This is a genomic window from Thalassospira sp. SM2505, from assembly GCF_054901115.1.
Genome location: NZ_CM142731.1, coordinates 1,935,090 through 1,959,879, shown reverse-complemented (window position 1 = coordinate 1,959,879; position 24,790 = coordinate 1,935,090). Strand labels below are relative to the sequence as shown.

Genomic DNA, 24,790 nt, shown 5'->3' with positions numbered 1-24,790 from the left:
ACCGCACGAGCCGACGGGTTGCATAATAAAATTGGAGCGGGTGAAGGGAATCGAACCCTCGTCGTAAGCTTGGAAGGCTTCTGCTCTACCATTGAGCTACACCCGCATATTTTTATCTGCGAGCTCTCGCGAGGGCGAGAGAGTGGTGGAGGGGGCAGGATTCGAACCTGCGTAGACTAAGTCGGCGGATTTACAGTCCGCTGCATTTGACCGCTCTGCCACCCCTCCATCAAGGTCTTAACGCCGTCCGGGTTTTGAGCCCGGCCTCGTTGCGGCGAGGGAGGGAATACGGTGGAGGGGCATGTGTTGTCAACAGCAAAAAAAACACGAAATCGTATTTCCTTTCCTATATGTTCCCCAAGCTCTGCTTTCAGAGTCAAACAAAGTGCATTCAGTTCCTTACGGCCCGGAGGTTTCCGCCATTATGTCGCGTCGCAACAAATCACGTTCAGGAAATCGTCACCCCGGTGACGTCGGGCAGGACAACCTCCCGCAAAGCGATGAAAACCGCGAAGGTAATTCGCGTCGTGGACGAAAGCGCGGTCGCGACAGCGGACCGTCGGGCGGAAATTCACGCCTGATTCTCTTCGGCCGCCACCCGGTAATGATGGCAATTGCCAATCCGCAACGCACGATTCACAAAATCTGGGCGACCGAAAATGTGCGCGACGAGATTAACGCAGCCCTTGCTGATGCCGAACGCACCGACGTCGCCGTTGATTCCGCCGGGCGTACCGACCTTGACGAGATGTTGCCGCCGGGCACCGTCCATCAGGGCATGGCCATTCATTGTGCCCCCCTGCCCCAGCTGTCGGTCGAAGAACTGATCGCTGACCACCGGGATTCGGAACAATGTACGGTACTTATCCTTGATCAGGTAACCGACCCGCATAACGTGGGCGCGATTCTTCGAAGCGCAGCCGCCTTTGGCGCGTCAGCCGTTATCGTACCGGACCGTCACGCACCGCCTGAAACCGGCGTACTGGCCAAGTCGGCCAGTGGTGCACTTGAAACCGTTCCCTATATTCACGCAGGCAACCTCAACCAGACGCTTGAAAAACTTAAAGCAGCCCATTTCTGGCTTGCCGGGATGGACGGATATGCCGAACAGACTCTGGCCGAGGCCAAGCTTCGTGGTCGCGTGGGAATCGTCATGGGGTCCGAGGGTGAAGGCCTGCGTCGTCTGACGCGCGAAAGCTGTGACTTTCTGGTCAAGCTTCCGATGTCTGATCGCATCGAAAGTCTCAACGTTTCCAACGCCGCCGCGGTTGCCCTTTACGAGCTTTATCGCAAGTAAACAGCAACCCGATTTGCCCCGAAGCAGGGGGATGTAAATTTCCCTGCTTCAAAGTCTTGCAATCATCTGCGGCCCGGATTATGTTTCGCGCCGCTCGAGCCGGCATAGCTATAATTGGTAGAGCAGCTGATTTGTAATCAGAAGGTTGGGAGTTCGAGTCTCTCTGCCGGCACCACTTAAAGAAAACCCCGCAAGCCGATGGCTGCGGGGTTTTCTTTTGGCTTCGACAAATCGCAGCTATCCGGGCATTCCCGCCACCTTTGTGACCCGTTCAAGCCCATCATCCCAGTTGGCCTTGCTGCCCGTCATGATGTGCGCATCAGGCACATTGGTGACCGGGGTATCAAGGCTTCCTGCTGGCACTACAACCAGTTTGCCGCCCATCTGTTCGCCTGGAACCGCAGAGCCACACGCCGAACAGAATGATTTCGCATGACGGGTTCCGGGCAAGGTGAAGGATGTAACCTTGTCTTTTCCGGTAAGCCAGCTGAGCTTCGCGCCTTGTGAAAACAGGTTGGCCGCGTGCGCGGAACCCGTGTCTTTCTGGCAATATTTACAGTGGCACAGGAAAAAGGCATCAAAAGTGCCTGTTACCTCAAATGTCACCTGCCCGCACAGGCAGCTTCCGCTGTGTTTCTCGCTCATAATTTCCCTGCTTCGATCTGCCCTGCCCAATAGCCACAGGGTTGTTCTTTTCTTGTCGCCAACAACAACCGGTGATCGACATTTTAAGACATCACTTAGTGACTTGGTATCCCCTTCCCCTGCCCGCTATGCGGCAAGAAAGACCGTTCCAGTCATAAGTGTGCTCCGGATTCGTTAAAACGCGCTGGCGGTCCATACAAACGCTCAGGGCGACGCAATCCTTCCGGTGCATCGCCCTGAAACATTCATTCAGTCTGCGTGCCTAACCGTCGCGACGCGACGAAGCATAGCGTTCCGATTCTTCATAATATTCGTCGAACCCGATACGATTGCGCAGATCAGCCCAGTTCATCAGCTTGTCATCACGCGGTTGCCCTGCCTTCATGGTCTGCAAGGTTTCAACCATCGCCTTCATCGCTGCTGCCATCAAAGACAGAGGATAAGCCGCGATCTGATACCCGATTTCCTTAAGCTCTGCGGGTGACAGATCCGGGGTTTCTCCACCTTCGACGATATTGGCCATTTTCGGGCCCGGTAGCTCGGCGCAAAGGGTACGCATTTCATCAACAGTCTTCGGCGCTTCGACAAACAGAATGTCGGCCCCCAGTTCCTTGAACTTTGCCGCACGGTCAATTGCCTCGGACAGGCCGTGCTGATGACGGGCATCGGTGCGCGCAAGGATCAGGATATCTGCCCCGGCTTCGCGGGCATCAACGGCGGCACGAATCCGGTCGAACGCCTCATCGCGGCCGACCACTTCCTTGCCCTTGGTATGACCGCAGCGTTTTGGAGCCAGTTGATCCTCGATCATCACCGCAGCACAACCGGCCTTGGCAAAGCCGGTGACCGTGCGTCTGACATTCATGGCATTGCCATAACCGGTATCGCCATCGCCAATCAGCGGGATCGAGATGGCATCAGTAATGTTGCGGGCCTGATCAAGAACCTCGCCATAGGACATCAGGCCAAGGTCGGGCGCACCGATCCGGGCCGCAGATGTCGCGAATCCTGACATGAAGGTCAGAGCAAACCCTTCCTGTTCGATCAGCTTGGCAGAAAGCGCATCAAAACAGCATGGCATGGTGATCAGATCGCCGGTGGCCAGCAGCACACGCAAACGATCCGCAGGTGTCATTATATGTGTCATCAGTCTTTACAGTTTGAACGGAATATAGAGTGCAAGGTCGTGCCAGACATAAAGAATGGCCGCACACAGGAACATCAGCATCAGGAACGGTGCCACACCACTCGCGACCTCACCCAAGCGGGCTTTGGCCACAGACTGGATGACATAAAGATTCAGCCCGACGGGCGGTGTAATCAGGGCACATTCGACCATGATCACCATATAGACGCCAAACCAGATCGGATCGAAACCAAGCGCAAGGGCCGCTGGCAACAGAACCGGCGTCATGATCAGAACCATTGATAATGCTTCGAACACAAGCCCCATCACCAGAAGAACAGCAGTTACAACCAGAATGAAGCCAAGGTCGGTATCTATGCCCTGCGTGATCATCATCGAGATGTCTTGAGGGATTCGATAGAGCGTGATCGCCTTGCCAAAGATTTTTGCCCCGGCAATGATCAGAATGATCGCAACCGTGGTTGCCATACTGTCAAACACTGCCTTTTTAAGCGCATCCCATGTCAGAACCCGCATGATCGGGCCGGTAATGATCAGCGACGCGGCAAATCCGATTGCGGCGGCTTCGGTTGGCGTAAAGGCGCCTGAATAGATCCCCGAAATAATCAGAACCGCAAGAATGACAGACGGCAAAGCCTTAAGCGTTGCACGACGACGTTCTGCCCAGCCCTGTTTGGGTTCGCTTTCCTGTCCGCCCATACGGGCATAGATCATCGAGAAAATAATAAAGAAGACCAGCAACGCGATCCCCGGCCCGATTCCGGCAAGGAACAGCGAGATCACCGATTCTTCGGTCACAAAACCATAAATGATCATCGGAATCGATGGCGGGATCAGAATGCCAAGCGTGCCACCCGCAGCCAGAAGACCGTAAACGAACTTCTTGTTGTAGCCGCGATTGATCATTTCCGGAATGGCGACCGTCCCGATGGTCGCAGCGGTCGCAACCGACGAGCCCGAAATAGCCGCAAACACGCCACAAGACAGAATGGTTGCAACCGCAAGCCCGCCCGGCCAATGCCCTACCCAGGCACTCACCGCCGCAAACAGGTCATTGCCGACCCCCGCACGCAGCAGGATGTTCGACATCAACAGAAACAGCGGTACCGCCAGAAGGATAAAGCCATCAAGGGTGGAAAGAACGGCTTGCGGGGCCATCAGTGGCGAAAAGCCGCCCAGCAGCAACATCGCAAGACCAAGGCCGCCAAGGGCAAAGGCAACAGGCACGCGCATCAGCAAAAGCGCGAACATTGCCGCAAGGGTCAGAAGAATGGTCATTCATGTGCCCCTTTCGGAATTTCCTTGCCGCGCAGAAGGCCGACAATTTCAATAACGGACTGCACTGCGAGTAACGCAAATCCAAGTGCCACCGGCAGCTCTGCCACCCAGGCCGGAAGATCAAGCATCGTGCCACTGGTCCGGCCGCGCTCGTAACTTTCGTAAAAGATTTCCCAGCCCTTGAAAGTCACCATCACCGAAAAGGCAAAGATGCAGGCCATGGCGGCAATTTCGATGCCACGCTGAACCGGTTCGGAAAACAGGCGGGTGACAGCATCCACCGAAATATGGCGACGTGCTGCCAAGGCCCAGGGCATACCAAGCAACGCGCCCCAGATCAGGCAAAGTTGCGAAAGCTCTGCCGCCCAGATCGTCGGACGGACAAAGAAATAGCGCGCAATGACTTCATAGGTCAGCATGCAGCCAGCCAGCACAAACAGGATGGCCGCGACCCATGCCAGACACAGCATTAATCGATCAAACATCTTAAAAACGAATGCCGTTGCTCAGGTGCAAATGATTGTGCGACCCGACAACAGTCATCTCCTGATCTCAAAGGGGGCGGAAAATCATCATCGTCCCAACCGGCCGGGCGACACTTGGCCGGAAATATGGCCTTAAAGCCCGGGATCAGGACGATGATGCGATCAGATCAAAGGCGATCATCGGGTCATCACACGTCAAACCTGTGATGACCCGTTTGATGATCAGAATTTCTGGGCTGCTTCGAAGACCTGTTTGCCAAGGTCACCGGTATGGGCAAGGAATGCCTCGTAAACCGGTTTGGCAGCTTCGCGCCACGCAGCCATTTCTTCCGCAGTCGGGTTGTAAATGGTCATGCCGTTCGCCTTGGCTTCTTCATATGCAGCAGCCTCAATTGCCGTCATGCGATCACGAACATCATTTTCGGCATTCACTGCCGCAGTCGAGATGATGTCACGCTGTGCATCGGTCAGGCCGTTCCAGAAATCGGTATTCACAACCACGATGAATTCAATGTCAGCGTCGTTGGTGGTGGTGACGGTGTCCATGACTTCCCAAAGCTGACGGGATTTGACACCCGACATGCCGGTCATGCCAACATCAACCGTGCCGCGCTGATAAGCGATATACTGCTCGGATCCGGAAATCAGGGTCGGAGCACCGCCAGCTGCAGAGATGAAATCACCCTGCGTTTTGGAGAAGACGCGAACTTTTTGACCTTTAAGGCCATCCGGGCCTTTGATCGGGCCGCCATTCGACAGCATGATCGACCCGCCATAAGCCTGCCACCACAAAACCGTCGCACCGGTTTCAGCAATCGCGGCATCAAGCGGCGCGCGGACCGGAGAATCCGGGGAAACGGCCTTGCGGACCTTTTCTTCGTTATCAAGAAGGAACGGCTGATAGAAAACGTCAACAGCCGGAACATCACCAACATAGCGGGTCAGCGACGCCACACCCATTTCAATGGCACCCGAACCGACAGCAGCGGGCACTTCCTTGTCTTTGTAAAGCTGGGCTGAGTCGTAAATCTGAACTTCGATGTCGCCGTTCGATTTCTGCTCGACCTCGTTCTTGAACATCAAAAGGTTCTGGCCAAGGTGGCTTTTCATTGGCAGCTGCAGCGAAATGCGCAGGGTCAGATCAGCCGCGTGAACCGCACCGGAAAAGCCGACAGCCGTCATCAGGGCCGCCGCAAGGGCAAATTTCTTCATAATGAGCTTCCTCCAGGAACTTTTATTCTAATTCTTTATGCCGGACGGCAAAGATGCGCCTATTTTCCGTTGGCATTCAACATCTTTTGCGTTCGACAGTGCTCCTATCAGAAAACCCTTAGTGCAACGCACAAGACCCTGAAGCACGGGAATTAAAAGGAATATCGGGAAAGAATTCAGAAATTTGTCGCAATGCAAAATTGCGAATTCTACCGGCAGCTTACCTGCATCCTTTGGTTCTGGCATGCCAGAACCGGCATATTGGATACAATTTCGGGAATCGCCCGTAGTATCAAAAGGCTAGTCTTTCAGGCGCTTAAACATAATTGTGGTTGCGCTGAGCTTGTCGGAAAACGGATCGCGGGCATAGTCCGGGATCACCCCGGCAGTTTCAAAACCAAGGGACGTATAAAGCCGTTCGGCACTGTCCCCTGTGCGGGTGTCGAGTGTCAGCAAACTGCGTCCCAGCTCCCGGGCACGATCTTCTGCCGCCAGCATCAATTCCCTCGCGATCCCGCGACGCCGGCAATCGGGGCGCACCATCAATTTGCTGATATCGCCACGATGGGCCTGATTGGGCATGGTGTCGCAGTCAAGCTGTACGGTGCCGACAATCCGGTCATCGTCAAGGGCCGCAAAAAGTGTTCGTCTGCCACCGGCCATGGCCGGAAGAGTCCGGTAGCGCCAGAACGCCACGGCTTCGCTGATCGGGAACGGCTCAATAAAGCCGATACTCGCCCCGTCATGAACGCAGGCATGGAGCATCTCGCCAAACTGATCAAGACGAGCCTCAAGCGTGTCTGCATTCAGGCGCACAATCAACGGGGCATCAGTAATTTCAGATTTGGTCATGGTGGCGGACTTCCCGGATGGTCATTCGACAATAAACAGGTGATAGCGGGCACCGGAATGCCTGGGGGTCTGGAACACATTGCCACCGCGCAACTGATAGCGCAGGCAATCCCCGGCCTCCAGATTGTGGCTCTGGTGATTGACCTCCATGATCAATTGGCCCTCAAGCATCACCAAATGATGTTCCAGCCCGTCACGTGGCGTCCCGGCATATTCGATCCGCGTATCCGCATCGATTTCGACTTCAAGCACCTCGCCCGACAGATTGCGCGATGTGGGTGAAACCAGACGGCGACGATATCCGGTTTCCGGATCGGTCCAGACCTCCTGACGGGCGCGTGTGATCAGCGGGATAAAATCCTCTTCGACCATTTGCATCAATCGCGACAGCGTGACACCAAAGGCAACGCAAAGCTTGCCAAGAACACTTGCCGTCGGACTGACCTCGCCATTTTCGATGCGTGATAGACTGGCACGGCTAACGCTGCTGCGTTTTGCCAGCTCATCAAGCGACCATCCCCGTTCCGAGCGCAGGGATGACAGGCGTGCGGCAAGTCGTTTTTCGATGTCGTCCATCTTTCACCTTTGATCTCAATAACGGGATATTTTTCCATTTACGAGAAATCGTCAAGGTAAAAAACCGGCCCCGCCTTATCAATACGGGGCCGGTTCACGCATTGGTCCGTCTTGTTTCGATGCAGTCAGATTGCCCAATCAGGCATTTGACGCGGGAATGCGGGCGATCACCTTGATTTCGAAATCAAAGCCGGCAAGCCAGTTCACGCCAACTGCCGTCCAGTTCGGATACGGGGCCTTGTCAAAGACAGCCCCTTTTACATCCATGATATCTGCAAACTGGTTTTCCGGATCGGTATGAAAGCTTGTGACATCAATGATGTCCGCAAGACCGCATCCGGCAGCGGCAAGGATGGCCTTGAGGTTTTCAAATGCCAGCGCGACCTGTTTTTTAAAATCGGGCTCAGGCGTGCCGTCTTCACGACTGCCAACCTGACCCGAGACGAAAAGCAAGTCACCGGATCGGATGGCCGGGGAATAACCGTGTGCGTCGTAAAGCGCATGACGGTTTGGCGGAAAGATTGCTTCACTTACGAGGGTCATGAGGACCTCCTTTTCAGGAAAATTCAGAGTGTATGGTGTTTTGATCTCATTTCAGATACGCTGCGTATGTGAAATGAGAGATACTCACATACGCAGCGTATGTCAATTAATATACGCCGCGTATGTCAAACTCGGAGTGCCTGATGGCTGCCAAAACCCGTGCTGAAAAAATGGAAGAAACCCGCGTCAAGCTGATCGCCGCCGGACGCAAGGCCTTTGCCGAAAAGGGATATGCGAGCGCATCAATGGATGAACTGACTGCAACGGCCGGTCTGACGCGTGGCGCGCTTTATCATAATTTTGGGGACAAGCTCGGACTGCTTGGGGCCGTGGTCGATGAAATAGACTCGGCCATGGCCCAAAAGGCCAAGGACGCGGGTGAAGCAGCAGGTGGCGGCTGGAACGGGCTTATTGCCGAAGGCCGCACCTATATTGAATTGGCACTTGATCCCGAAATACAGCGCATCGTTCTTCGCGATGGCCCGGCGTTTCTGGGGGATCCGTCACAGTGGCCAAGCCAAAACCGCTGTTTGCAGGCAACAATCAAAACCCTGAACGAGCTGGCAAAGAACGGCGCAATCAAACCGGTTGATATAGAAGCACTCGCCAGACTGCTGAATGGCGTTGCTCTTAATGCTGCACTTTGGGTCGGGACAAGCGAAGATCCGCAAGACACACTTCACAAGGCCATTGCGGCCTTTGAATGCCTTGCATCAGGTGTATTGGTAAAGCCTGCCTCAGAATGACGCCGGCCTGAAACGGGGCGGGAAATTCGGGGCGGTCACGTCACATTCCACCCCCTGCCCCGTCAAAAGAACGGCAGGCTTATTTGCCGCCCTCAAGATCAAACCCGGCACGCACCCAACTTTGAATGCCCCCCTTAAGGTTGCTGACCGCGCAATCGACATGGGCCAGAACGGCATTGCCCGCCCCAAACGAGCGTTGCCCCACCGCGCAGACAAAAACCAGATCGGTGTCCTGTTCGTCGGTCAGATCAACAAGGGCCGCAATATCAAAATTCGAGGTCGGCATATTGATTGCGGTTTCGATATGGCCGGTTGCAAATTCATCGGGCTCACGGACATCGATCACGGTCACACTTTCCTGCCCGATCATAAGATCGAGTTCATGCGGTTCGACAAACTTTACGGCACCGTCGGTCATTTCATTTTCCCTGTCTGGCGATCCTCGCCGCCACTGTTCTGACATTCCTGATCAGGGGCAGTGATAGCGCCGGGCAATCGGCTTGTGCAAATGCAAAATAATTTTGCCTCCGCGCATGACGGGCAAGCTCCTTGCTGACAGCCTGCCTTGGTCACTCAACCGTGATCAATCTGGCGGAAATTCCTTGGATAATACTTATGTCTTACCTTGCGGAACCGATTGCAGCTTCCCAAGTCAATTATAGGAACATTTTACAGTGGCGACGATCATGGTCATCCCGACAGGTTGGCGCCCGTTCAGGTCTTAAGTTGATCGAAAGGGTTGCCGCAACGGGGCCCAAATACCGCAACCCAAAGTAGCAAATATTCAATTGTGAAATGGCAAAGACAACAGCTTCAAACTCTTGGCATCTTCTGCCGCACATTAACCTTAAGCTAAATACAGTTCGTTATAATATTTACTGTCAGGCAAATGCATCGAAACGACTTTTGCTGACGTACACAGAATCAGGCGGCCGCAATCAGGTATGCTGCACCGCAAAACACGCAGGACAGGAAACGATAGTTCGACACCAGAGAGATAACGTTTGAAAGGAGACCGCGCCATGGCTGAAGAGAAGGATATCTTCGAGCTGTATGCGGAAGGATATGACGGAAAGCAAGAAACCGAACTGACCATCCGTGACTACCTCAATCTCTGTCGCGAAGATCCAACGGCCTATGCCTCGGCCGCTGAACGCATGATCGCAGCGATTGGCGAGCCGGAACTGATCGACACGTCGACAGATTCCCGTCTTGGCCGCATTTTCCTAAACCGAACCATCAAACGTTACCCGGCTTTTGCCGATTTCTTCGGAATGGAAGAAACGGTCGAACGCATTGTCGGATTCTTTAAATACGCGGCTCAGGGGCTTGAGGAACGCAAACAGGTTCTCTATCTGCTTGGCCCGGTTGGCGGAGGCAAAAGTTCACTGGCCGAACGTCTCAAGGAACTGATGGAACGAGAACCCATCTATGTTTTGAAGGCCGGTGATCAGATCAGCCCGGTTTTCGAAAGCCCGCTTGGCCTGTTCAACCCTGCCAAAATGGGCGATGCCATCGAAGACAAATACGGCATTCCCAAACGTCGCCTCACGGGGCTTATGTCGCCCTGGGCTGTTAAGCGCCTTGACGAATTTGGCGGTGATTTGACCAAATTCTCGGTCGTTAAGCTGATCCCGTCACGTCTGCGCCAGATTGCCATCGCCAAAACCGAACCGGGTGATGAAAACAATCAGGATATCTCGTCACTGGTCGGCAAGGTCGACATCCGCAAGCTTGAATATTACAGCCAAAATGACCCGGATGCGTATAGCTATTCCGGTGGCTTGAACCGTGCCAACCAGGGCATTCTTGAATTCGTCGAGATGTTCAAGGCCCCGATCAAAATGCTGCATCCATTGCTGACTGCAACGCAGGAAAGCAACTATATCGGTACGGAAAACCTCGGCGCGATCCCCTTCCAGGGCCTTATCCTTGCGCACTCAAACGAATCAGAATGGCAGACATTCAAGGCCAACAAGAATAACGAGGCCTTCATCGACCGTATCTCGGTGATCAAGGTGCCCTATTGCCTGCGGGTCACCGAAGAAACCATGATCTATGAGAAGCTGCTTCAGGGATCAGAGCTTGAACAAGGGGCCTGTGCGCCCGGAACGCTCAAGATGCTGGCACAGTTTTCGGTCCTGTCGCGGTTGCAGGAACATGAAAACTCCAACCTTTATTCCAAGATGCGTGTCTATGACGGCGAGACATTGAAAGACGTCGACCCCAAAGCCAAATCCATGCAGGAATACCGCGATACGGCCGGTGTGGATGAAGGCATGGATGGTATTTCAACCCGCTTTGCCTTCAAGGTGCTTTCGGAAACCTTCAACCATGACACCCTTGAGGTTGCAGCCGACCCCGTACATCTGATGTATGTCCTTGAACAGGCGATCCGGCGTGAGCAATATCCGGAAGAACGTGAAAAGGACTATATGGACTTCATCAAGTCCGAACTGGCCCCGCGTTATGCCGAGTTTATCGGGGCGGAAATCCAGAAGGCCTATCTCGAAAGCTATTCCGATTACGGGCAGAACCTGTTTGATCGTTACGTATCCTATGCTGATGCATGGATCGAGGATCAGGACTTCAAGGATCCCGATACGGGTCAGCTTCTTGATCGCAAGATCATTGATCAGGAACTTTCGAAAATCGAAAAACCGGCGGGCATCGCCAATCCGAAGGACTTCCGTAACGAGGTCGTCAAATTTGCCCTGCGTGCACGCGCCAATAACAAGGGCAAAAACCCGGCATGGACGTCTTATGAAAAACTGCGCGATGTCATCGAAAAACGCATGTTCAGTCAGGTCGAAGACCTGCTGCCGGTGATTTCGTTCGGCTCGAAAAAAGACAGCGACACCGAAAAGAAACACAACGAGTTCGTCAAACGCATGATCGATCGGAGCTATACCGAACGTCAGACCCGTCGTCTGGTTGAATGGTATATGCGCGTGAACAAGGCCGGATAAGCCACGCCCTCGGCTTTCCGACCCTGCCGGGCGGTTTCTCCCTTGTCCGCCCGGTCTTTATCCCGTCACAGGATGGGCAAAAACCGGCCCACCCTGTGACGCCCAAGGCCCGGACGACCTGCATTTTGCACCATAGAACCCGTTGCAGGGATGCGCCCCGGTCCATGGACGAGATCGCCAAGGATGTGACTGCCCATGCTTTATATCGTTGACCGCCGCAAGAACCCGACAGGCAAAAGTCTTGGCAACCGACAGCGTTTCATGCGCCGGGCCAAGGCTCAGATCAAAAAAGCTGTCGAAAACACCATCCGGTCGCGTGGCATTACCGATATTACCAGCGGCGATCAGGTCACCATTCCCGGCAAAACCCTTAAGGAACCCGGTTTCCACCATGCCGGACGTGGCGGCAATCGCAACTATGTCCTGCCCGGTAACAAGAAATTCGTTCAGGGCGATCGCATTGCGCGCCCGCAAGGCGGGGATTCCGGGGCTGGCGGATCGCAGGCAAGCCCCGATGGCGATGGAGAGGATGATTTCCAGTTCACACTTACCCGTGACGAGTTCCTTGATATCTTTTTCGAAGACCTCGAACTGCCGGACCTTTTGAAAAAGAGCCTGAAACAGACCACCGCATTTCGCAATGCGCGCGCGGGCTTTTCGGTCGAAGGAACCCCGGCCAATCTCAGCCTTGTGCGCACCATGCGCAATTCACTTGCCCGGCGGATTGGCCTGAGACGCCCCAAAACTGCCGAAGTTCGCGAACTGGAAGAAAAGATTTCCGCCCTTCAGGACAAGGCCGAAAAGCGCCCGTCAGGCAAACTGACCAAGGCTGATGAAGATACATTGCATGGATTGCTGGCCGATCTGGAAGAAGCCAAACGCCGCATGAAGGCAATCCCGTTCATTGATCCCATCGACACCCGCTATAATCAGTTTCAGCAAATCCCCGATCCCAACACGCAGGCAGTGATGTTCTGTCTGATGGATGTTTCGGGTTCGATGTCCGAACAGATGAAGGAACTGGCAAAGCGGTTCTTCATGCTGCTGCATCTGTTCCTGCATCGCCGCTATGAACATGTCGAAGTGGTGTTCATTCGCCATACATCGCGCGCGTCCGAGGTGGACGAGGAAACGTTCTTCTATTCGCGCGAAACCGGCGGCACCATCGTTTCCACCGCGCTGGAAGAAATGAAAAAGGTCCTTAAGGATCGCTATCCGACCGATCAATGGAACATCTATGCCGCACAGGCATCCGATGGTGACAACTATTCCAATGACGGGGTGAAATGCACCACCCTGCTGGCCGAAGACCTTCTGCCGAAATGCCAGTATTACGCCTATATCGAAATCACTGACGAACGCGAGGCCGAGATTTTCGCCGCCGCCGAAGGCGAAACCGCGCTTTGGAAGGCCTATGCCCCGCTTGCCAGTCACAATCCGCGCTTTGCACTTAAGCGCGTGACCAAGGCATCCGACATCTTCCCGGTATTTCGGGAACTCTTTGCCAAAAACCGCACGGAGGCCCGGGTATGAGCACCAAAGCCAAAACCAACGACACCCCGGCACCAGATACCAGAAAACTTCTCTTCACCAGTGCGGACTGGGATTTCGAAACGCTGAAATCGACCTATGACGCGATCGAGGAAATCGCGCTGAATGAACTCAAACTGGATGTTTATCCCAATCAGGTCGAAGTCATTACATCCGAACAGATGTTGGATGCCTATTCATCGATTGGCATGCCGCTGATGTATCACCACTGGTCATTTGGCAAACGGTTCGTGCGCGATGATGTCATGTATCGCAAGGGTTATCAGGGACTGGCCTATGAGATCGTGATCAATTCCAATCCCTGCATTTCCTACGTGATGGAAGAAAACACCATCGTCATGCAGGCTTTGGTCATCGCCCATGCCGCGTTCGGGCATAACCACTTCTTCAAGAACAACTATCTGTTCAAACAATGGACCGATGCCGAAGGCATTCTGGATTACCTGCAATTTGCCAAGAGCTATATCGCCAAATGCGAGGACCGTTATGGCTTTGATGCGGTCGAGCGGGTTCTTGATGCCGCACACGCCCTGATGGAACAGGGTGTGAACCGCTATTCGCACCCGGAAAAACCCAATCTTGCGGTCGAGCTTGAACGCGAACGCGAACGGGCGAAATACGAAGACGAGACCTATAACGATCTGTGGCGCACCCTGCCCCAGCCTGATCAGGGCGATCAGGATATGGACGAGCTCAAACGCAAAATGCGGATCGAGGAACGGCGTGCGCAGTTCGGCCTGCCGGAAGAAAACCTTTTATATTTCCTCGAAAAGAACGCGCCGTCCCTGCATGCGTGGGAACGTGAAATCATCCGCATCGTGCGCAATATCGGCCAGTATTTCTATCCGCAGAAACAGACCAAGATGATGAATGAAGGCTGCGCGTGCTATGTGCATTACGCGATCATGAACAGCCTGTATGACAAGGGCCTGATTTCCGAGGGTGCTATGATGGAATTCATCGACTATCATTCCCGCGTGGTGTTTCAGGCCGATTTTGACGATCCGCGCTATTCGGGTTTCAACCCCTATGCGCTGGGCTTTGCCATGATGCAGGATATCCACCGCATCTGCATTGACCCGACCGAGGAAGATCGTAAATGGTTCCCCGATATTGCGGGCAATAATGAACCTGTGGAAACGCTCAAGGAAGCCTGGGCGCATTACCGCGATGAAAGCTTCATCCTTCAATTCCTCTCGCCCAAGCTGATGCGTGACATGCGGATGTTCATGATCGACGATCAGAACACCACGCCGCATCTGGAAGTCGCCGCCATCCATGATGACAATGGCTATCGCAAGGTCCGCCGGTCGCTTGCCAGAATGCATGACATTTCTGTGCGCGAACCCGACATGCAGGTTGTCGATGTTGATATTCGCGGCAACCGCCAACTTTATATCCAGCACACCGAGCATGACGGCATCCGTCTTGAAAAATCCGACGCCCAGATGACGCTTGGCTATATCGGGCAGCTTTGGGGATATGGTGTTACCCTTCAAGCGGTCGATTACGAAACCGGCGAAATCCTTCATGAGATGAGTTACACGCCAGAAGATCTGGCCGGTAACTGATATTCGTCTTTCACACAGCTCAAACGAAAAGAGCCGCCCTTGGGCGGCTCTTGGTCATTGAAAACGGCGTCTCTGGATGTGATCACTTCACGGTGGTCAAATCCACACCAAACCATTTCTCCGAAAGCACCTTAAGCGTTCCATCGGTCCGCATGGCATCAACAATCTCGGTAATTTTTGCGGAAAATTCCGGGTCGCCCTTGTCCACTGCAACTGCCAGCGGTTCATAAACAAGCGGTTCGCCCACCATGCGGAACGGCATGTTGTTTTCAATCGCCGCCGTTGCGGTCGGAATGTTCGAAAGAACCGCATCGACACGCACCCCATCGCCAAGACGCAAATCGTCAAAGGCCATGCCATCAGACTCATAGGTCTGAATACGACCCGGCGTGACTTCATATTCGAACGGTGGCACTCCTTCGACATCCATCACCAGCTTGTGGTTCAGATAGTCTTCATAGGAACAGGCTGCACAAGCGCCAACAACCTTGCCGTCAAGATCCGATGCCTTCTGGTAGGTGGCATTGTCCTTGTGCGCGACGAGGATGGCCGGGGTGTAATAATAGACCGCCGGGAAATCGAGAACTTCGGCGCGGGCCTTGGTCGGGGTCATAGAACCAACTGCAATATCCCAACGACCGGCCCAGTTACCGGCAACCTGTGCTTCCCATGACGGCGTGACAGGTTTGAATTCCGCGCCAAGCCGTTTGGCAATTTCGCGGGCAACTTCAACATCAAAACCGGTCAGCTGGTTATTTTCATCGGTAAAGGCGACTGGCGGGTAACCGTCTGCCGTTGCACCGATCAGTGTTTTGGTTTCCATGACCCGGTCAAGCGTTTCACCGGCATGCGCAGGTACAAGCGGTGCCACAACCATCGCCATTCCTGCCAGAAGCATCTTTGTTGCGTTAAAGTTCATTTCACTTGGCTCACTTTTTGTGTAGTTCTGTCGATCTTGTATACAATTTAATGAAATTTGTCAGCGCCGATGAATATGCCCGTATCCGAAATGCAATCGACCCCGCCGATGCCCCATAAACCGGGCTGGCCGCTTGGCCTGTTTTCGGGAATATGTGCCACAATCCTTCTTTCGGCGCGCCCCGGCCTGTGGTTCGGCTTCGACAGCTACGGGGCAGATATCGCACTTGCCATCGTGGGCGGCATCATTCTGTGGACGCATTTCAGGCTTTTGCACCGCCTTAACTTCAAGCTGCAAACAACCATCATCTGGGCAGAGCTGCTGGCACTTTTCGCCACCTTCTTTCTAAGCTTCGATCTCAGCTTTGAGTTCATCGGGTCGCGCATTCCCTATTTGCTTGGCTTGCAACTTCAGGGGGATTTCATTCAGGGCGCGGTTCTGACCCTGTTCATTTCCCTGATTTCAATTTTCTGCGCCACCCTGCTTGCGCTGTTTGCAGCGCTTGGCAGATTGTCAAAAAGTGGTGTGTTTTTTGGTCTTTCGACCTTCTACACCTCGTTCTTTCGCGGAACGCCGCTGTTGCTTCAGGTCATGCTGATCTATCTTGGCCTGCCACAGATCGGGATTGTCCTGTCGGCGGTGCCTGCAGGCATCATTGCGCTGTCGTTATGTTATGGCGCCTATATGGCCGAAATTTTCCGCGCCGGCATCGAAAGTGTCCCCGAAGGCCAGACAGAAGCAGCCCTGTCACTGGGATTGAAGCCCTGGCAAGTGATGCGTCTGGTTGTTTTGCCACAGGCCTTGCGCCTTGTGATCCCGCCCACCGGCAACCAGTTCATTTCGATGCTGAAAGATTCCTCGCTCGTCTCTATCATGGGTGTTTGGGAGCTGATGTATCTTGCTCGCACCCACGGACGATCCGAATTCAAATATATGGAAATGCTGATTTCGGCAGCCATAATCTATTGGGCTATGTCGGGAATATTTGAGTATATCCAAAGCCGGATCGAGAAAAAACTGGGCAAGGGTGTGCGCGTCTAACCCGCTGTTTGATCCATGATGGTCATCCGGAAATCCGCATCAACTACAGTCGCGGATTTTTCGTTACGCATGCGGAATTCATCTATTGCGGTCAGACGATTATCCCTAATTGGATCAAACTGCCGTCTCGCAGGTCGCCTGTTCGCTTTGAAATAGCGGGCGAGATATAAACTTAACAAATAAACCCCAACCATTGATTGATAGATTGACCAAAATGGCTAAAATGTTTTTGGTTCGATTTTAAGAATAATTGTTCTAAATCAGCCCGCTGTGACAGCTGCCACAGCGCATAACAGCGAAGGTTTATATCTTCGTACAAGAACCAGCCCTCAATCGCAGGGCCAAGAATAATTCGGGCATGAAGCAAACCGGTTCCCGAATACAGCCGGCTTGTTGAGGGAGACAATAAATGGTCACGCGTCGCGGACTCTTGAAGGGGTCGGCCGCAGCAACCCTTGCTGCTGGCATTGGACCTTTGCCATGGCTGGTATCGCCATCCAGCGCCATGGAAACAGTTACAAGCAAATCACCTGTCGGCATTTCGGATGATCTGGCAAATCCGATGGAAATCCATTCGGTTAATGGCCGCCTGAAAGCCGATTTTTATATGGAGGCAACCGATTACACGTTGCCCAGCGGCCCGACCAAACTTCGCATATTCAATGCATCCCTGCCCGGTCCTACCTTGCGCCTTAAACCGGGCGATACTTTGGAGCTGGCATTTGAAAACCGCATGCCGCCCAACAAGGATGCCCGCAAACCGGTCGTAACCAATGTGCCCAACCGGTTCAACACAACCAATGTCCATTATCACGGTTTCCATGTCAGTCCGCGCGGGAACAGTGACAATGTCTATCTTCAGATTGAACCGGGTCAGAGCTTCAACTATGTCGTTCAGCTACCGGTCGATCATCCTGCCGGTAACTACTGGTATCATCCTCACCGCCATGGATCGGTTTCAGCCCAGATCGCATCGGGTGCGGCGGGCATGGCCATCATCACCGGAACCCTTGATGATGTGCCCGAAATTGCCGATGCCATTGAACGTGTTTTGGTGCTTCAGGCGCCAATCGCCGGAATTGACGGATTGCTTGAAAGCGAAAAGCCGATCTGGCCGCTTGATGCCGAACGTGATTTTCTGGTCAATGGTCAATACCGTCCGAAAATCTATATCCGCGAAGGTGAAGTTCAGCATTGGCGCATCCTTAATGCCGGGGATGCCCAGTTCATACCTTTGCGAGCGGACGGACTAGAAATGCATCTGGTCGGCCTTGATGGCAATCCATTGCCAATGGCCCAACAGACCGATGAATTCACCCTTGCACCGGGCAACCGCGCCAACCTTTTGATCAAGGCACCCAAAACGGGCACCTATGCCCTTAAACGCCCAGCCTTCATGCAGGGCAAGGCCAGCCTGCCAGAAGAACATCTGGCCGATATCATTGTTGTTGCCGCAAACGATCCGCGCATCGCACCGGGCATCAAATTCGGCAAGGAGATTCCAACCGACGAACTGCCCAAAAATGAAATCCTGACGGATATCAGTGCCGATGAAGTCACCGTGAAGCGGAAATTCGTTCTGGGCGTCAAGGATGTCTCGGGCTTCTTTGATGACACCGAATTTACCATCAATGGTCGGGGATTTGATCCGCGCCGTGACGATGTGGTGGCAAAACTGGGCGCGGTCGAAGAATGGACTTTGATCAATACAACGCCCTTCCCCCACCCGCTGCACATTCACGTCAATCCGTTTCAGGTCATCGACATCAACGGCGAACCCGATACCCGCAAACCGTGGATGGATACGATTGCCGTGCCTGCGGCAGGCACCGTTACCTTCCGCACCCGGTTTGTTGATTTTACCGGGCGCTATGTCATGCATTGCCACATCCTGCCCCATGAAGACACCGGCATGATGATCAACGTCAATATCGAGGTATGATGATGCGATCCCTTATTCACCGCACCAAAGGTGCAGCAGCCATCGTGATCGCATGCTCGGTCCTTGGCATCACATCGGCCAAAGCCGATGACAGCAAGAAAGCCGAAATGCCGGTGGCGGCGTCACAATGCCTGTCGTGCCATGGCACCAATGGCAACCCGGCACTCAAGGATGTTCCGATCCTTCTCGGCCAGCAGCCGCTTTATCTCGAAAACGCCATTCGCGCCTATCAGGAAGGCCGCCGCACCGGTGGTCAGGCGCTGGTTATGCATGAAATCGTAAAAGATCTGAGCGATGCCGATGTAAAGGCCATCGCAACCTGGTTCGGAGGGACTCAATAATGAAACGCGTTATTCTGCCTGCCCTTGCGGGCCTCATGATGATCACCCCGCTGGCATTTGCCAATGCAGACGAACTGATCTATCTGACCGATACCAAGGGCACTGAGATTTTCAAGGATGCCGAATTCACTGGTCCTTATTTCGAACTGGCAAGCTATCTTGAAAGCGAACATATCCTGACCTTCTGTGGCCCGGCGAGTATCGCTGCCACCATGAACAGTCTGGGTGTTAAGCGTCCGCAGCCCTATCGCCTTTATCCTTGGGGCTTCTTTACGCAGGAAACGGTTTTCACCCCTGAAAACCAGAAGGTCAAATCCTATGCCATGGTCGAACATGACGGCCTGATCCTGAGCCAGATTGCCACTTTCTTCGAAAATCTTGGCGTGAAGGCCAAATACCACCATGCCAATAATTTCGATGAGGTATGGCTGCGCGATACCATCAAGGCAACGCTTGCCGACCCGAACAAGCGTCTGGTTGCCAACTATTCACGCAAACCGATCGGTCAGGTCGGTGACGGTCATGTATCGCCGATTGCCGCCTATGACGAAGACACCGACCGTGCACTGGTACTGGATGTTGCCAAATATAAATATCCGCCCGTCTGGATGACGATTGCTGATCTGCGCACTGCGATGGCAACGATTGACGATGGCTCCAACAAGGCCCGTGGTCTGGTCGTGGTAAGCAAATGAATATTTCGCGCCGCGCCCTGCTGGGATCGATTTCGTTGCTGCCTCTTGCGCCGGTTGCCGCCCGCGCGCAAGGGTTCGGTGGCAATGCAGCCTTTTACGACATCGTCCGTCAGATCGGCGGGATTGCCGATATCTCCGACCATCTGATGGACGCTGCCAATACCGAGTTTGTCGCAACTTACGGTGAACTTGCGCAGCGTAACTTTGTCTATGCCCTGCGCACCGGTTCGGTTTCTGATCGCATCAAACAGGCAAGTCCTGCAATTCAGGAACAGGCCGCCTTCATCGCCCGCCTGCTTTATACTGGCGAAGTCATGCGCGATGGTGCCTATAAGGCGGTTTATTATCCGTGGTGTCTTGGATGGAAGTCCCTGACATTTGCCACCGCACCGGGGACGTGCGGCGGACCGGCCTTTGGTCACTGGGCGCATCATCCGGTTGCGGGGGACATGTGATGGAAGCAACTGTCGTCATTATCGGATCGGGCATGGCAGGATCGCATCTGGCCTTTAGCCTTGTGCAGAAAGGCATTGATGTCATCATGCTTGAAGCCGGGCCAAAACGTTCGCGTGCGGAAAACCTGAAAACCTTTTACGAAAACCCGGTCAAGGGCCCGCAATCGCCCTATCCGTCACAGCCTTATGCGCCACACCCCGAAGACGGGAAATATAACGATTTCTACGTTCAGGGCGGACCCGATCAGTTCATCGGGGCCTATTTGCGCCTGTTTGGCGGGACGACCTGGCACTGGACCGGCTTTGCCGACCGCCTGCGCCCGCATGACTTCAAGATGAAATCGACCTATGGCGTGTCACGTGACTGGCCGATTGATTACGATCTTCTGGTTCCCTATTACGTCGAGGCTGAAAAACGCTGGGGTGTTGCGGGCGATCCGGATTATCCATGGGGTGCTCCGCGCGATGGTGCCCCCTACCAGATGCAGCCGATCCCGATGAGCTATATGGATCAACAGGTCACAAAGGCGCTTGATAAGCTCGGCCTGCATTCTGCACCGTTTTCTCATGCCCGCAATTCCGAGATTTATGACAATCGCCCGGTATGCTGTGGCAACAATACCTGTGTGCCGATCTGCCCGATTGGCGCAAAATATGATGCATCTGTTCATGCCCAGAAGGCCGAGGACCTTGGCGTACGCGTCGAGACAGAAGCCCTTGTGACCTTTATCGAGGTTGGCGCGAACAAGAAAGTCACCCGCGTAAAAGTCCGCAAACCGGACGGATCGGAATTCTGGGTCAGTGGCAAATATTTTGCCGTCTGCTGCCACGCAATTGAAAACCCGCGTCTTCTTTTGAATTCGGCACAGGAAACAGCCCCCAACGGGGTTGCCAACAGTTCCGATGCGGTTGGCCGCAATCTTTTGACACAGGCCAATCAGGACAGTTGGGGCATTCTTGATGAACCGATTTTCCCCTATCGCGGCCCGCAACAGACCGGTGGTCTGGTGGAACTGCGCGACGGTGCATTCCGTTCAGACTATGCCGCGGTTGGCACCAGCTTCATGAATGATGGCTGGTCGGGTAATTCCGATGCGACCAATCTGGCCAAGGATCTGATCAAGAAAGGCATGTTTGGTCAGGAACTGGCCAAAACCATTAATGACCAGATATCGCGTCATTTGCGTCTTAACAGCTCGGCCGAGGTGCTGGCCAACTGGAACAACCGGGTTGAACTGGCCGATGAAAAGGACAGTTCGGGTATTCCGCGCCCCAAAGTCACTTTCACGTTGGATGACTATACCAAAAAGGGTCTGGCAAACGCGCTTGAGGTCAACCGCAAGATTTTTGCGGCCCTTGGCGTGAATGACATTCAAACCGATACGCCGTATCTGTCCAACGCGATTATTGGCGGCACCACGATCATGGGAACCGATCCGAAGACTTCGGTCGTATCGCCCGATCTGGTGACCTATGATCACGACAATCTCTATATCATCGGGGCAAGTACCCATGTCACAACCCCGGTCAATGCTCCGTCCTTGACCATCGCGGCACTGGCAATCCGTGCTGCCGATCATATGGCCGACGCATTGACCAAATGACTTCACCACTCAAGCAACTGGTACTGATTGAAACGGCACTTCTGGGCCTTTTCATTCTTCTGGGTAACGGGCTTCGGTCCGTTGCCACCATGACGGTTTCTGTTTCTCAGGGCGAATTTGCCAGCTTCCTGAACATATCGGTCGAACGCACCGACATCCTGATCGAGGTTCTGATTGGCGGGGCGGTCATGGCCCTTGCCATTGCCCCGTTTGTGATCAGCAGCAAGACCGCACGTCGCGTTTGCATTGCGACAGCTTCGCTGGCAAGTGCCTGCTATGCCGCCGTCGGTTTGACCATGCATTGGGACCCGGCACTATCGGTGCGCGAGATCATTATTCTTGCAAGCTTCTGTCTGGGCGGCTTTGCCATTTCATTTTTCGCCCCGCTGGCACAGCTTGCCATCAGTCAGGCGAAAACCGACCGGGAAAAGTCCCTGCTGACAACAATCTGGACTGCGGCCCAGCCGATTGCCTTTTTGATCGCCCCGCAGCTTGTCAAATATGTCGCCTTTGATGTGGGAACCGGAAACTATTTCCTGATCCTTGCGGCATTACCCATGCTGTTCCTTGTCATCATGCCCGTCGTGATGAAGGCGGCAGATCATCATGCGCCAGACGAAACCACGCCAAAGCCCAAGACAAACTGGAAACCGGTTATCCTGTTTCTGCTTGTAGTGATTTCGTTCGAAGCCTGGACAACAGCCAACAGCTTTGCCGGTGTCGAGAGCATGCTGGGTCTTGGCCTTATGGCTGTATTCCTTGCCTTTGCCATATGTCTTTATCTCGGCGCACGTTCATGGATCCCGCGCGATGCCAATCTGCCCTCGGATGCAATTTTCCTGCTGGCGGTTTTGTTCATTCTCGAAATCCCGACCACCGGCGTCTATGACACCGCCTATCTTGTCCGGCATCTGTGCACGTCATCACTGATTGATGACCGCGCCACACTCGGTGCTGCAAGTCAGGTATTGATGGTTTTTGGGGCCGGGGCCTTGATTGCACGCAATCCGCATTGGCGGGAACGGCTTTGGCTGATTGCCATTCCCTGTCTGATCATCTCGTCGATTGCGACAATCTTCTATCCTTATCCGGCAACCGATGCGCTTCTGTTTTATTGGACCAAGATGCTTTCGAGCATCGGCATAGGGATTGCCACCACTCTTGTCGTCAGTGCCGTGATTGCATCGGCGAATGGTAACAAGCTGATCACCCTGGCACCGGCCTTTGTGATCATGTTCGGAACCGAAGTCGGGATCGAACTTCTGGAAATCACCTTCCAGGTTTCAAAGCTTGCCGGACTTGATGTCACCAAAGCCTATCAGATGGTGTTTGTCGTACAGGTCGCTGCCGTGTTGCTGGCAACGGTTCTATTGATCTGGCGGCACTTTGCGCCCATGACCAGACCGGCGGCTGCCGCCTGATACATCTTGGTATTGGTTCATTTCGGTCGATGATTATGGCCGGGCTTGGCGGGAAAAGTCGCCACCCGGTCATTTTCCCCTTGACCAAGTGTTATGATATAACATAACAAACATTAACTCATCCCTCCTGCAATGAACCGGATTGAACACATGCCCTCCTTCCCCCTTGCGCTTCGTCGTTTCCTTTTGGCTGCCCCGCTGTAGCGCGGCACTTGGTTTTGGAGTGCCCGCCACTTAAAGTTGGAGCATAGCAGTTTTTGTCATACCGGATCAATCTTGGTTGGATGGTCCGGTATTGCTTTGCCGATTCCGGCGCAATTTCTTGGGTAGCCGAGCCGAACAGTGAAGTCCCGCTCTCCGCACGATTTACAGCGCAGGCGACGGGTAAGTATCCAAAGTCCGGTTTCTGGTGGTGCGAGCTTCAGCAGCTCTTGCGGGGTCTTTGAGATCGATCTGTGGCAGGTACGGCAATAGAAGTGTACGGCTTCGAGATCGTGCCTGACTGTCTCACTCAGCGGTATTCCGTCATTGGCAATGTCCATATGGCCTCTCAACAATGGTCATCACCTGTCCCGATCGGGAATTTAAGAGGGTTGGGCGACCCTTTCAAGCCGCCCGCACCATCAGATGTTTGAAATGATCAACTCCCCATAGGCACGACGGCTTTCACCCTGCTTTGCGATCGAATAGTTGACCTCGGCCGTATCCATTGAGAACCCGTCGAATATCCGGCGCACTTCTGGCGTATCGTTCAGAGACAGGATAAAGCGTCCTGAGAGGCCTCTGAGATGCTCTGAGAGCTTCTCAAAATCGGCACGCTCAAAGATGTTTTTCCCATAGTCATTCTCGCCGCCATAATACGGTGGATCGAGATAGAACAGTGTCTCCGGACGGTCATAGCGTTTGATGAAGTCACCATATGGCAGGCATTCAATCACCACACCTGAAAGCCTGGTGTGCAGATCATCAAGCATCGGCCCCAGCTTGGTGATATCGAACCGGCCACCACGCTCGACAGACACCCCGAAATTCCGGCCGGAAACCTTGCCGCCAAAAGCCGTTCTCTGAAGATAGAGGAAGCGCGCAGCACGCTCGAGATCTGTGAGAGTGCTCGGATCTGTTCTGACCAGACGATCAAACTCTGCCCTGGTCGTGATCTGGAACTTCATCATATCCATGAATGGCACATAGTGGCGCTGCAAGATGCGATAGAAGGTCGCCAGTTCCTTGTTGATATCGTTAATGACTTCGGCCTTGGGTTGACGGATTCGGCGCAGGAAAACACCACCCATACCCACAAATGGCTCTGCATAGGTGGTGTGATCAATCTGATCAATTATGGCCACCAATCGCTTGGCCAGATTGCGTTTGCCCCCAAGATAGGGGGCGACAGGACGGACAGGCGTAACTGTTTGAGTCGACATAGCTAAACAAGTCTTTCTAATCTGTACCCGCCGTTGCAACGGTGGCGGGGCGATTTATCGTGGGAGCTAGTCCCTC

At 53.8% G+C, this 24,790-nt stretch carries 23 protein-coding genes and 3 tRNA genes; 13 read left to right on the top strand and 13 right to left on the bottom strand.

Annotated elements, in window-relative coordinates; translation table 11 throughout:
• Positions 1-32 precede the first annotated feature (32 nt).
• Both ACTU44_RS08975 and ACTU44_RS08970 read right to left on the bottom strand, forming a co-directional pair.
• Positions 33-106: transfer RNA gene (locus ACTU44_RS08975), tRNA-Gly, on the bottom strand.
• Between the two features lie 37 nt (positions 107-143).
• Positions 144-228, bottom strand: a tRNA-Tyr gene (locus ACTU44_RS08970).
• A 196-nt stretch (positions 229-424) separates the two neighbouring features.
• On the opposite strand from ACTU44_RS08970, the gene rlmB reads away from it, so the two are divergent.
• A complete protein-coding gene (gene rlmB / locus ACTU44_RS08965; RefSeq protein ID WP_336083351.1) occupies positions 425-1,297 on the top strand; it encodes a 23S rRNA (guanosine(2251)-2'-O)-methyltransferase RlmB in 873 nt (290 codons plus the stop codon).
• 98 nt (positions 1,298-1,395) lie between these two features.
• Positions 1,396-1,472, top strand: a tRNA-Thr gene (locus tag ACTU44_RS08960).
• A gap of 62 nt (positions 1,473-1,534) precedes the next feature.
• Here the strand turns inward: ACTU44_RS08960 and ACTU44_RS08955 are convergent.
• The 8 genes from ACTU44_RS08955 to ACTU44_RS08920 all read right to left on the bottom strand — a co-directional run bounded on the left by ACTU44_RS08955 (position 1,535) and on the right by ACTU44_RS08920 (position 8,035).
• Positions 1,535-1,942 (bottom strand): GFA family protein, encoded by a 408-nt coding sequence (locus tag ACTU44_RS08955; protein WP_114099349.1) that lies wholly within the window; start codon positions 1,940-1,942, stop codon positions 1,535-1,537.
• Positions 1,943-2,204: 262 nt separating this feature from the next.
• Positions 2,205-3,077 carry an isocitrate lyase/PEP mutase family protein gene (locus tag ACTU44_RS08950; protein WP_462097255.1) on the bottom strand — a complete coding sequence of 291 codons (873 nt, stop codon included), beginning with the start codon at positions 3,075-3,077 and terminating at the stop codon, positions 2,205-2,207.
• Positions 3,078-3,095: 18 nt separating this feature from the next.
• The gene (locus ACTU44_RS08945) at positions 3,096-4,367 is read right to left on the bottom strand and encodes a TRAP transporter large permease (RefSeq protein ID WP_114099348.1); all 1,272 of its coding nucleotides are present in this window, start codon (positions 4,365-4,367) and stop codon (positions 3,096-3,098) included.
• Complete coding sequence (locus tag ACTU44_RS08940; protein ID WP_336083354.1) at positions 4,364-4,852, bottom strand: TRAP transporter small permease; 489 nt, start codon at positions 4,850-4,852, stop codon at positions 4,364-4,366. Before ACTU44_RS08940 ends, ACTU44_RS08945 begins: the two co-directional genes overlap by 4 nt.
• 222 nt (positions 4,853-5,074) lie before the next feature.
• A complete protein-coding gene (locus tag ACTU44_RS08935; protein ID WP_114099346.1) occupies positions 5,075-6,064 on the bottom strand; it encodes a TRAP transporter substrate-binding protein in 990 nt (329 codons plus the stop codon).
• 300 nt (positions 6,065-6,364) lie between these two features.
• Positions 6,365-6,916: a GNAT family N-acetyltransferase gene (locus ACTU44_RS08930; RefSeq protein WP_336083356.1), complete on the bottom strand. Its 552-nt coding sequence runs from the start codon at positions 6,914-6,916 to the stop codon at positions 6,365-6,367.
• 21 nt (positions 6,917-6,937) lie between these two features.
• Complete coding sequence (locus tag ACTU44_RS08925; protein WP_114099344.1) at positions 6,938-7,492, bottom strand: helix-turn-helix domain-containing protein; 555 nt, start codon at positions 7,490-7,492, stop codon at positions 6,938-6,940.
• 138 nt (positions 7,493-7,630) lie between these two features.
• The gene (locus tag ACTU44_RS08920) at positions 7,631-8,035 is read right to left on the bottom strand and encodes a RidA family protein (RefSeq protein ID WP_462097254.1); all 405 of its coding nucleotides are present in this window, start codon (positions 8,033-8,035) and stop codon (positions 7,631-7,633) included.
• A 143-nt stretch (positions 8,036-8,178) separates the two neighbouring features.
• Here ACTU44_RS08920 and ACTU44_RS08915 point away from each other — a divergent pair, with 143 nt between their 5' ends.
• The gene (locus ACTU44_RS08915) at positions 8,179-8,781 is read left to right on the top strand and encodes a TetR/AcrR family transcriptional regulator (protein ID WP_462097253.1); all 603 of its coding nucleotides are present in this window, start codon (positions 8,179-8,181) and stop codon (positions 8,779-8,781) included.
• A 79-nt stretch (positions 8,782-8,860) separates the two neighbouring features.
• Here ACTU44_RS08915 and ACTU44_RS08910 read toward each other — a convergent pair whose 3' ends face one another.
• Entirely contained in the window at positions 8,861-9,199 is a 339-nt protein-coding gene (locus ACTU44_RS08910) for a rhodanese-like domain-containing protein (RefSeq protein ID WP_462097252.1), read from the bottom strand.
• 604 nt (positions 9,200-9,803) lie between these two features.
• Here ACTU44_RS08910 and ACTU44_RS08905 point away from each other — a divergent pair.
• From ACTU44_RS08905 to ACTU44_RS08895, 3 genes are all read left to right on the top strand, one after another.
• Positions 9,804-11,750, top strand: coding sequence for a PrkA family serine protein kinase (locus tag ACTU44_RS08905; protein ID WP_114099340.1), 1,947 nt, complete (start codon positions 9,804-9,806; stop codon positions 11,748-11,750).
• A 195-nt stretch (positions 11,751-11,945) separates the two neighbouring features.
• Positions 11,946-13,283, top strand: coding sequence for a YeaH/YhbH family protein (locus ACTU44_RS08900; protein ID WP_336083366.1), 1,338 nt, complete (start codon positions 11,946-11,948; stop codon positions 13,281-13,283).
• Positions 13,280-14,872, top strand: a complete 1,593-nt coding sequence (locus tag ACTU44_RS08895) for a SpoVR family protein (protein WP_462097251.1) — start codon at positions 13,280-13,282, stop codon at positions 14,870-14,872. Before ACTU44_RS08900 ends, ACTU44_RS08895 begins: the two co-directional genes overlap by 4 nt.
• An 82-nt stretch (positions 14,873-14,954) precedes the next feature.
• Here ACTU44_RS08895 and ACTU44_RS08890 read toward each other — a convergent pair whose 3' ends face one another.
• Complete coding sequence (locus ACTU44_RS08890; RefSeq protein WP_114099337.1) at positions 14,955-15,791, bottom strand: transporter substrate-binding domain-containing protein; 837 nt, start codon at positions 15,789-15,791, stop codon at positions 14,955-14,957.
• A gap of 69 nt (positions 15,792-15,860) precedes the next feature.
• On the opposite strand from ACTU44_RS08890, the gene ACTU44_RS08885 reads away from it, so the two are divergent.
• The 7 genes from ACTU44_RS08885 to ACTU44_RS08855 all read left to right on the top strand — a co-directional run bounded on the left by ACTU44_RS08885 (position 15,861) and on the right by ACTU44_RS08855 (position 23,290).
• A complete protein-coding gene (locus ACTU44_RS08885) occupies positions 15,861-16,832 on the top strand; it encodes an amino acid ABC transporter permease (RefSeq protein ID WP_462097250.1) in 972 nt (323 codons plus the stop codon).
• A 409-nt stretch (positions 16,833-17,241) separates the two neighbouring features.
• Complete coding sequence (locus ACTU44_RS08880) at positions 17,242-18,774, top strand: multicopper oxidase domain-containing protein (protein WP_462097249.1); 1,533 nt, start codon at positions 17,242-17,244, stop codon at positions 18,772-18,774.
• On the top strand, positions 18,774-19,115 hold the full coding sequence (locus ACTU44_RS08875) for a c-type cytochrome (protein WP_462097248.1): 342 nt from the start codon (positions 18,774-18,776) through the stop codon (positions 19,113-19,115). The genes ACTU44_RS08880 and ACTU44_RS08875 overlap by 1 nt, the downstream gene beginning before the upstream one ends.
• On the top strand, positions 19,115-19,810 hold the full coding sequence (locus ACTU44_RS08870) for a phytochelatin synthase family protein (protein WP_462097247.1): 696 nt from the start codon (positions 19,115-19,117) through the stop codon (positions 19,808-19,810). Before ACTU44_RS08875 ends, ACTU44_RS08870 begins: the two co-directional genes overlap by 1 nt.
• Positions 19,807-20,265, top strand: coding sequence for a hypothetical protein (locus tag ACTU44_RS08865; RefSeq protein WP_114099332.1), 459 nt, complete (start codon positions 19,807-19,809; stop codon positions 20,263-20,265). The genes ACTU44_RS08870 and ACTU44_RS08865 overlap by 4 nt, the downstream gene beginning before the upstream one ends.
• Entirely contained in the window at positions 20,265-21,869 is a 1,605-nt protein-coding gene (locus ACTU44_RS08860) for a GMC family oxidoreductase (protein WP_462097246.1), read from the top strand. The genes ACTU44_RS08865 and ACTU44_RS08860 overlap by 1 nt, the downstream gene beginning before the upstream one ends.
• On the top strand, positions 21,866-23,290 hold the full coding sequence (locus ACTU44_RS08855) for a hypothetical protein (protein WP_462097245.1): 1,425 nt from the start codon (positions 21,866-21,868) through the stop codon (positions 23,288-23,290). The genes ACTU44_RS08860 and ACTU44_RS08855 overlap by 4 nt, the downstream gene beginning before the upstream one ends.
• A gap of 623 nt (positions 23,291-23,913) precedes the next feature.
• On the opposite strand, the gene ACTU44_RS08850 is transcribed toward ACTU44_RS08855, so the two are convergent.
• Positions 23,914-24,714 carry a DNA adenine methylase gene (locus ACTU44_RS08850; protein WP_462097244.1) on the bottom strand — a complete coding sequence of 267 codons (801 nt, stop codon included), beginning with the start codon at positions 24,712-24,714 and terminating at the stop codon, positions 23,914-23,916.
• Positions 24,715-24,790: the final 76 nt, after the last annotated feature.

Coding starts and splice junctions, on each gene's coding strand:
- rlmB (WP_336083351.1), top strand. CDS start 425: ATGTCGCGTCGCAACAAATCACGTTCAGGAAATCGTCACCCCGGTGAC.
- ACTU44_RS08955 (WP_114099349.1), bottom strand. CDS start 1,942: ATGAGCGAGAAACACAGCGGAAGCTGCCTGTGCGGGCAGGTGACATTT.
- ACTU44_RS08950 (WP_462097255.1), bottom strand. CDS start 3,077: ATGACACCTGCGGATCGTTTGCGTGTGCTGCTGGCCACCGGCGATCTG.
- ACTU44_RS08945 (WP_114099348.1), bottom strand. CDS start 4,367: ATGACCATTCTTCTGACCCTTGCGGCAATGTTCGCGCTTTTGCTGATG.
- ACTU44_RS08940 (WP_336083354.1), bottom strand. CDS start 4,852: ATGTTTGATCGATTAATGCTGTGTCTGGCATGGGTCGCGGCCATCCTG.
- ACTU44_RS08935 (WP_114099346.1), bottom strand. CDS start 6,064: ATGAAGAAATTTGCCCTTGCGGCGGCCCTGATGACGGCTGTCGGCTTT.
- ACTU44_RS08930 (WP_336083356.1), bottom strand. CDS start 6,916: ATGACCAAATCTGAAATTACTGATGCCCCGTTGATTGTGCGCCTGAAT.
- ACTU44_RS08925 (WP_114099344.1), bottom strand. CDS start 7,492: ATGGACGACATCGAAAAACGACTTGCCGCACGCCTGTCATCCCTGCGC.
- ACTU44_RS08920 (WP_462097254.1), bottom strand. CDS start 8,035: ATGACCCTCGTAAGTGAAGCAATCTTTCCGCCAAACCGTCATGCGCTT.
- ACTU44_RS08915 (WP_462097253.1), top strand. CDS start 8,179: ATGGCTGCCAAAACCCGTGCTGAAAAAATGGAAGAAACCCGCGTCAAG.
- ACTU44_RS08910 (WP_462097252.1), bottom strand. CDS start 9,199: ATGACCGACGGTGCCGTAAAGTTTGTCGAACCGCATGAACTCGATCTT.
- ACTU44_RS08905 (WP_114099340.1), top strand. CDS start 9,804: ATGGCTGAAGAGAAGGATATCTTCGAGCTGTATGCGGAAGGATATGAC.
- ACTU44_RS08900 (WP_336083366.1), top strand. CDS start 11,946: ATGCTTTATATCGTTGACCGCCGCAAGAACCCGACAGGCAAAAGTCTT.
- ACTU44_RS08895 (WP_462097251.1), top strand. CDS start 13,280: ATGAGCACCAAAGCCAAAACCAACGACACCCCGGCACCAGATACCAGA.
- ACTU44_RS08890 (WP_114099337.1), bottom strand. CDS start 15,791: ATGAACTTTAACGCAACAAAGATGCTTCTGGCAGGAATGGCGATGGTT.
- ACTU44_RS08885 (WP_462097250.1), top strand. CDS start 15,861: ATGAATATGCCCGTATCCGAAATGCAATCGACCCCGCCGATGCCCCAT.
- ACTU44_RS08880 (WP_462097249.1), top strand. CDS start 17,242: ATGGTCACGCGTCGCGGACTCTTGAAGGGGTCGGCCGCAGCAACCCTT.
- ACTU44_RS08875 (WP_462097248.1), top strand. CDS start 18,774: ATGATGCGATCCCTTATTCACCGCACCAAAGGTGCAGCAGCCATCGTG.
- ACTU44_RS08870 (WP_462097247.1), top strand. CDS start 19,115: ATGAAACGCGTTATTCTGCCTGCCCTTGCGGGCCTCATGATGATCACC.
- ACTU44_RS08865 (WP_114099332.1), top strand. CDS start 19,807: ATGAATATTTCGCGCCGCGCCCTGCTGGGATCGATTTCGTTGCTGCCT.
- ACTU44_RS08860 (WP_462097246.1), top strand. CDS start 20,265: ATGGAAGCAACTGTCGTCATTATCGGATCGGGCATGGCAGGATCGCAT.
- ACTU44_RS08855 (WP_462097245.1), top strand. CDS start 21,866: ATGACTTCACCACTCAAGCAACTGGTACTGATTGAAACGGCACTTCTG.
- ACTU44_RS08850 (WP_462097244.1), bottom strand. CDS start 24,714: ATGTCGACTCAAACAGTTACGCCTGTCCGTCCTGTCGCCCCCTATCTT.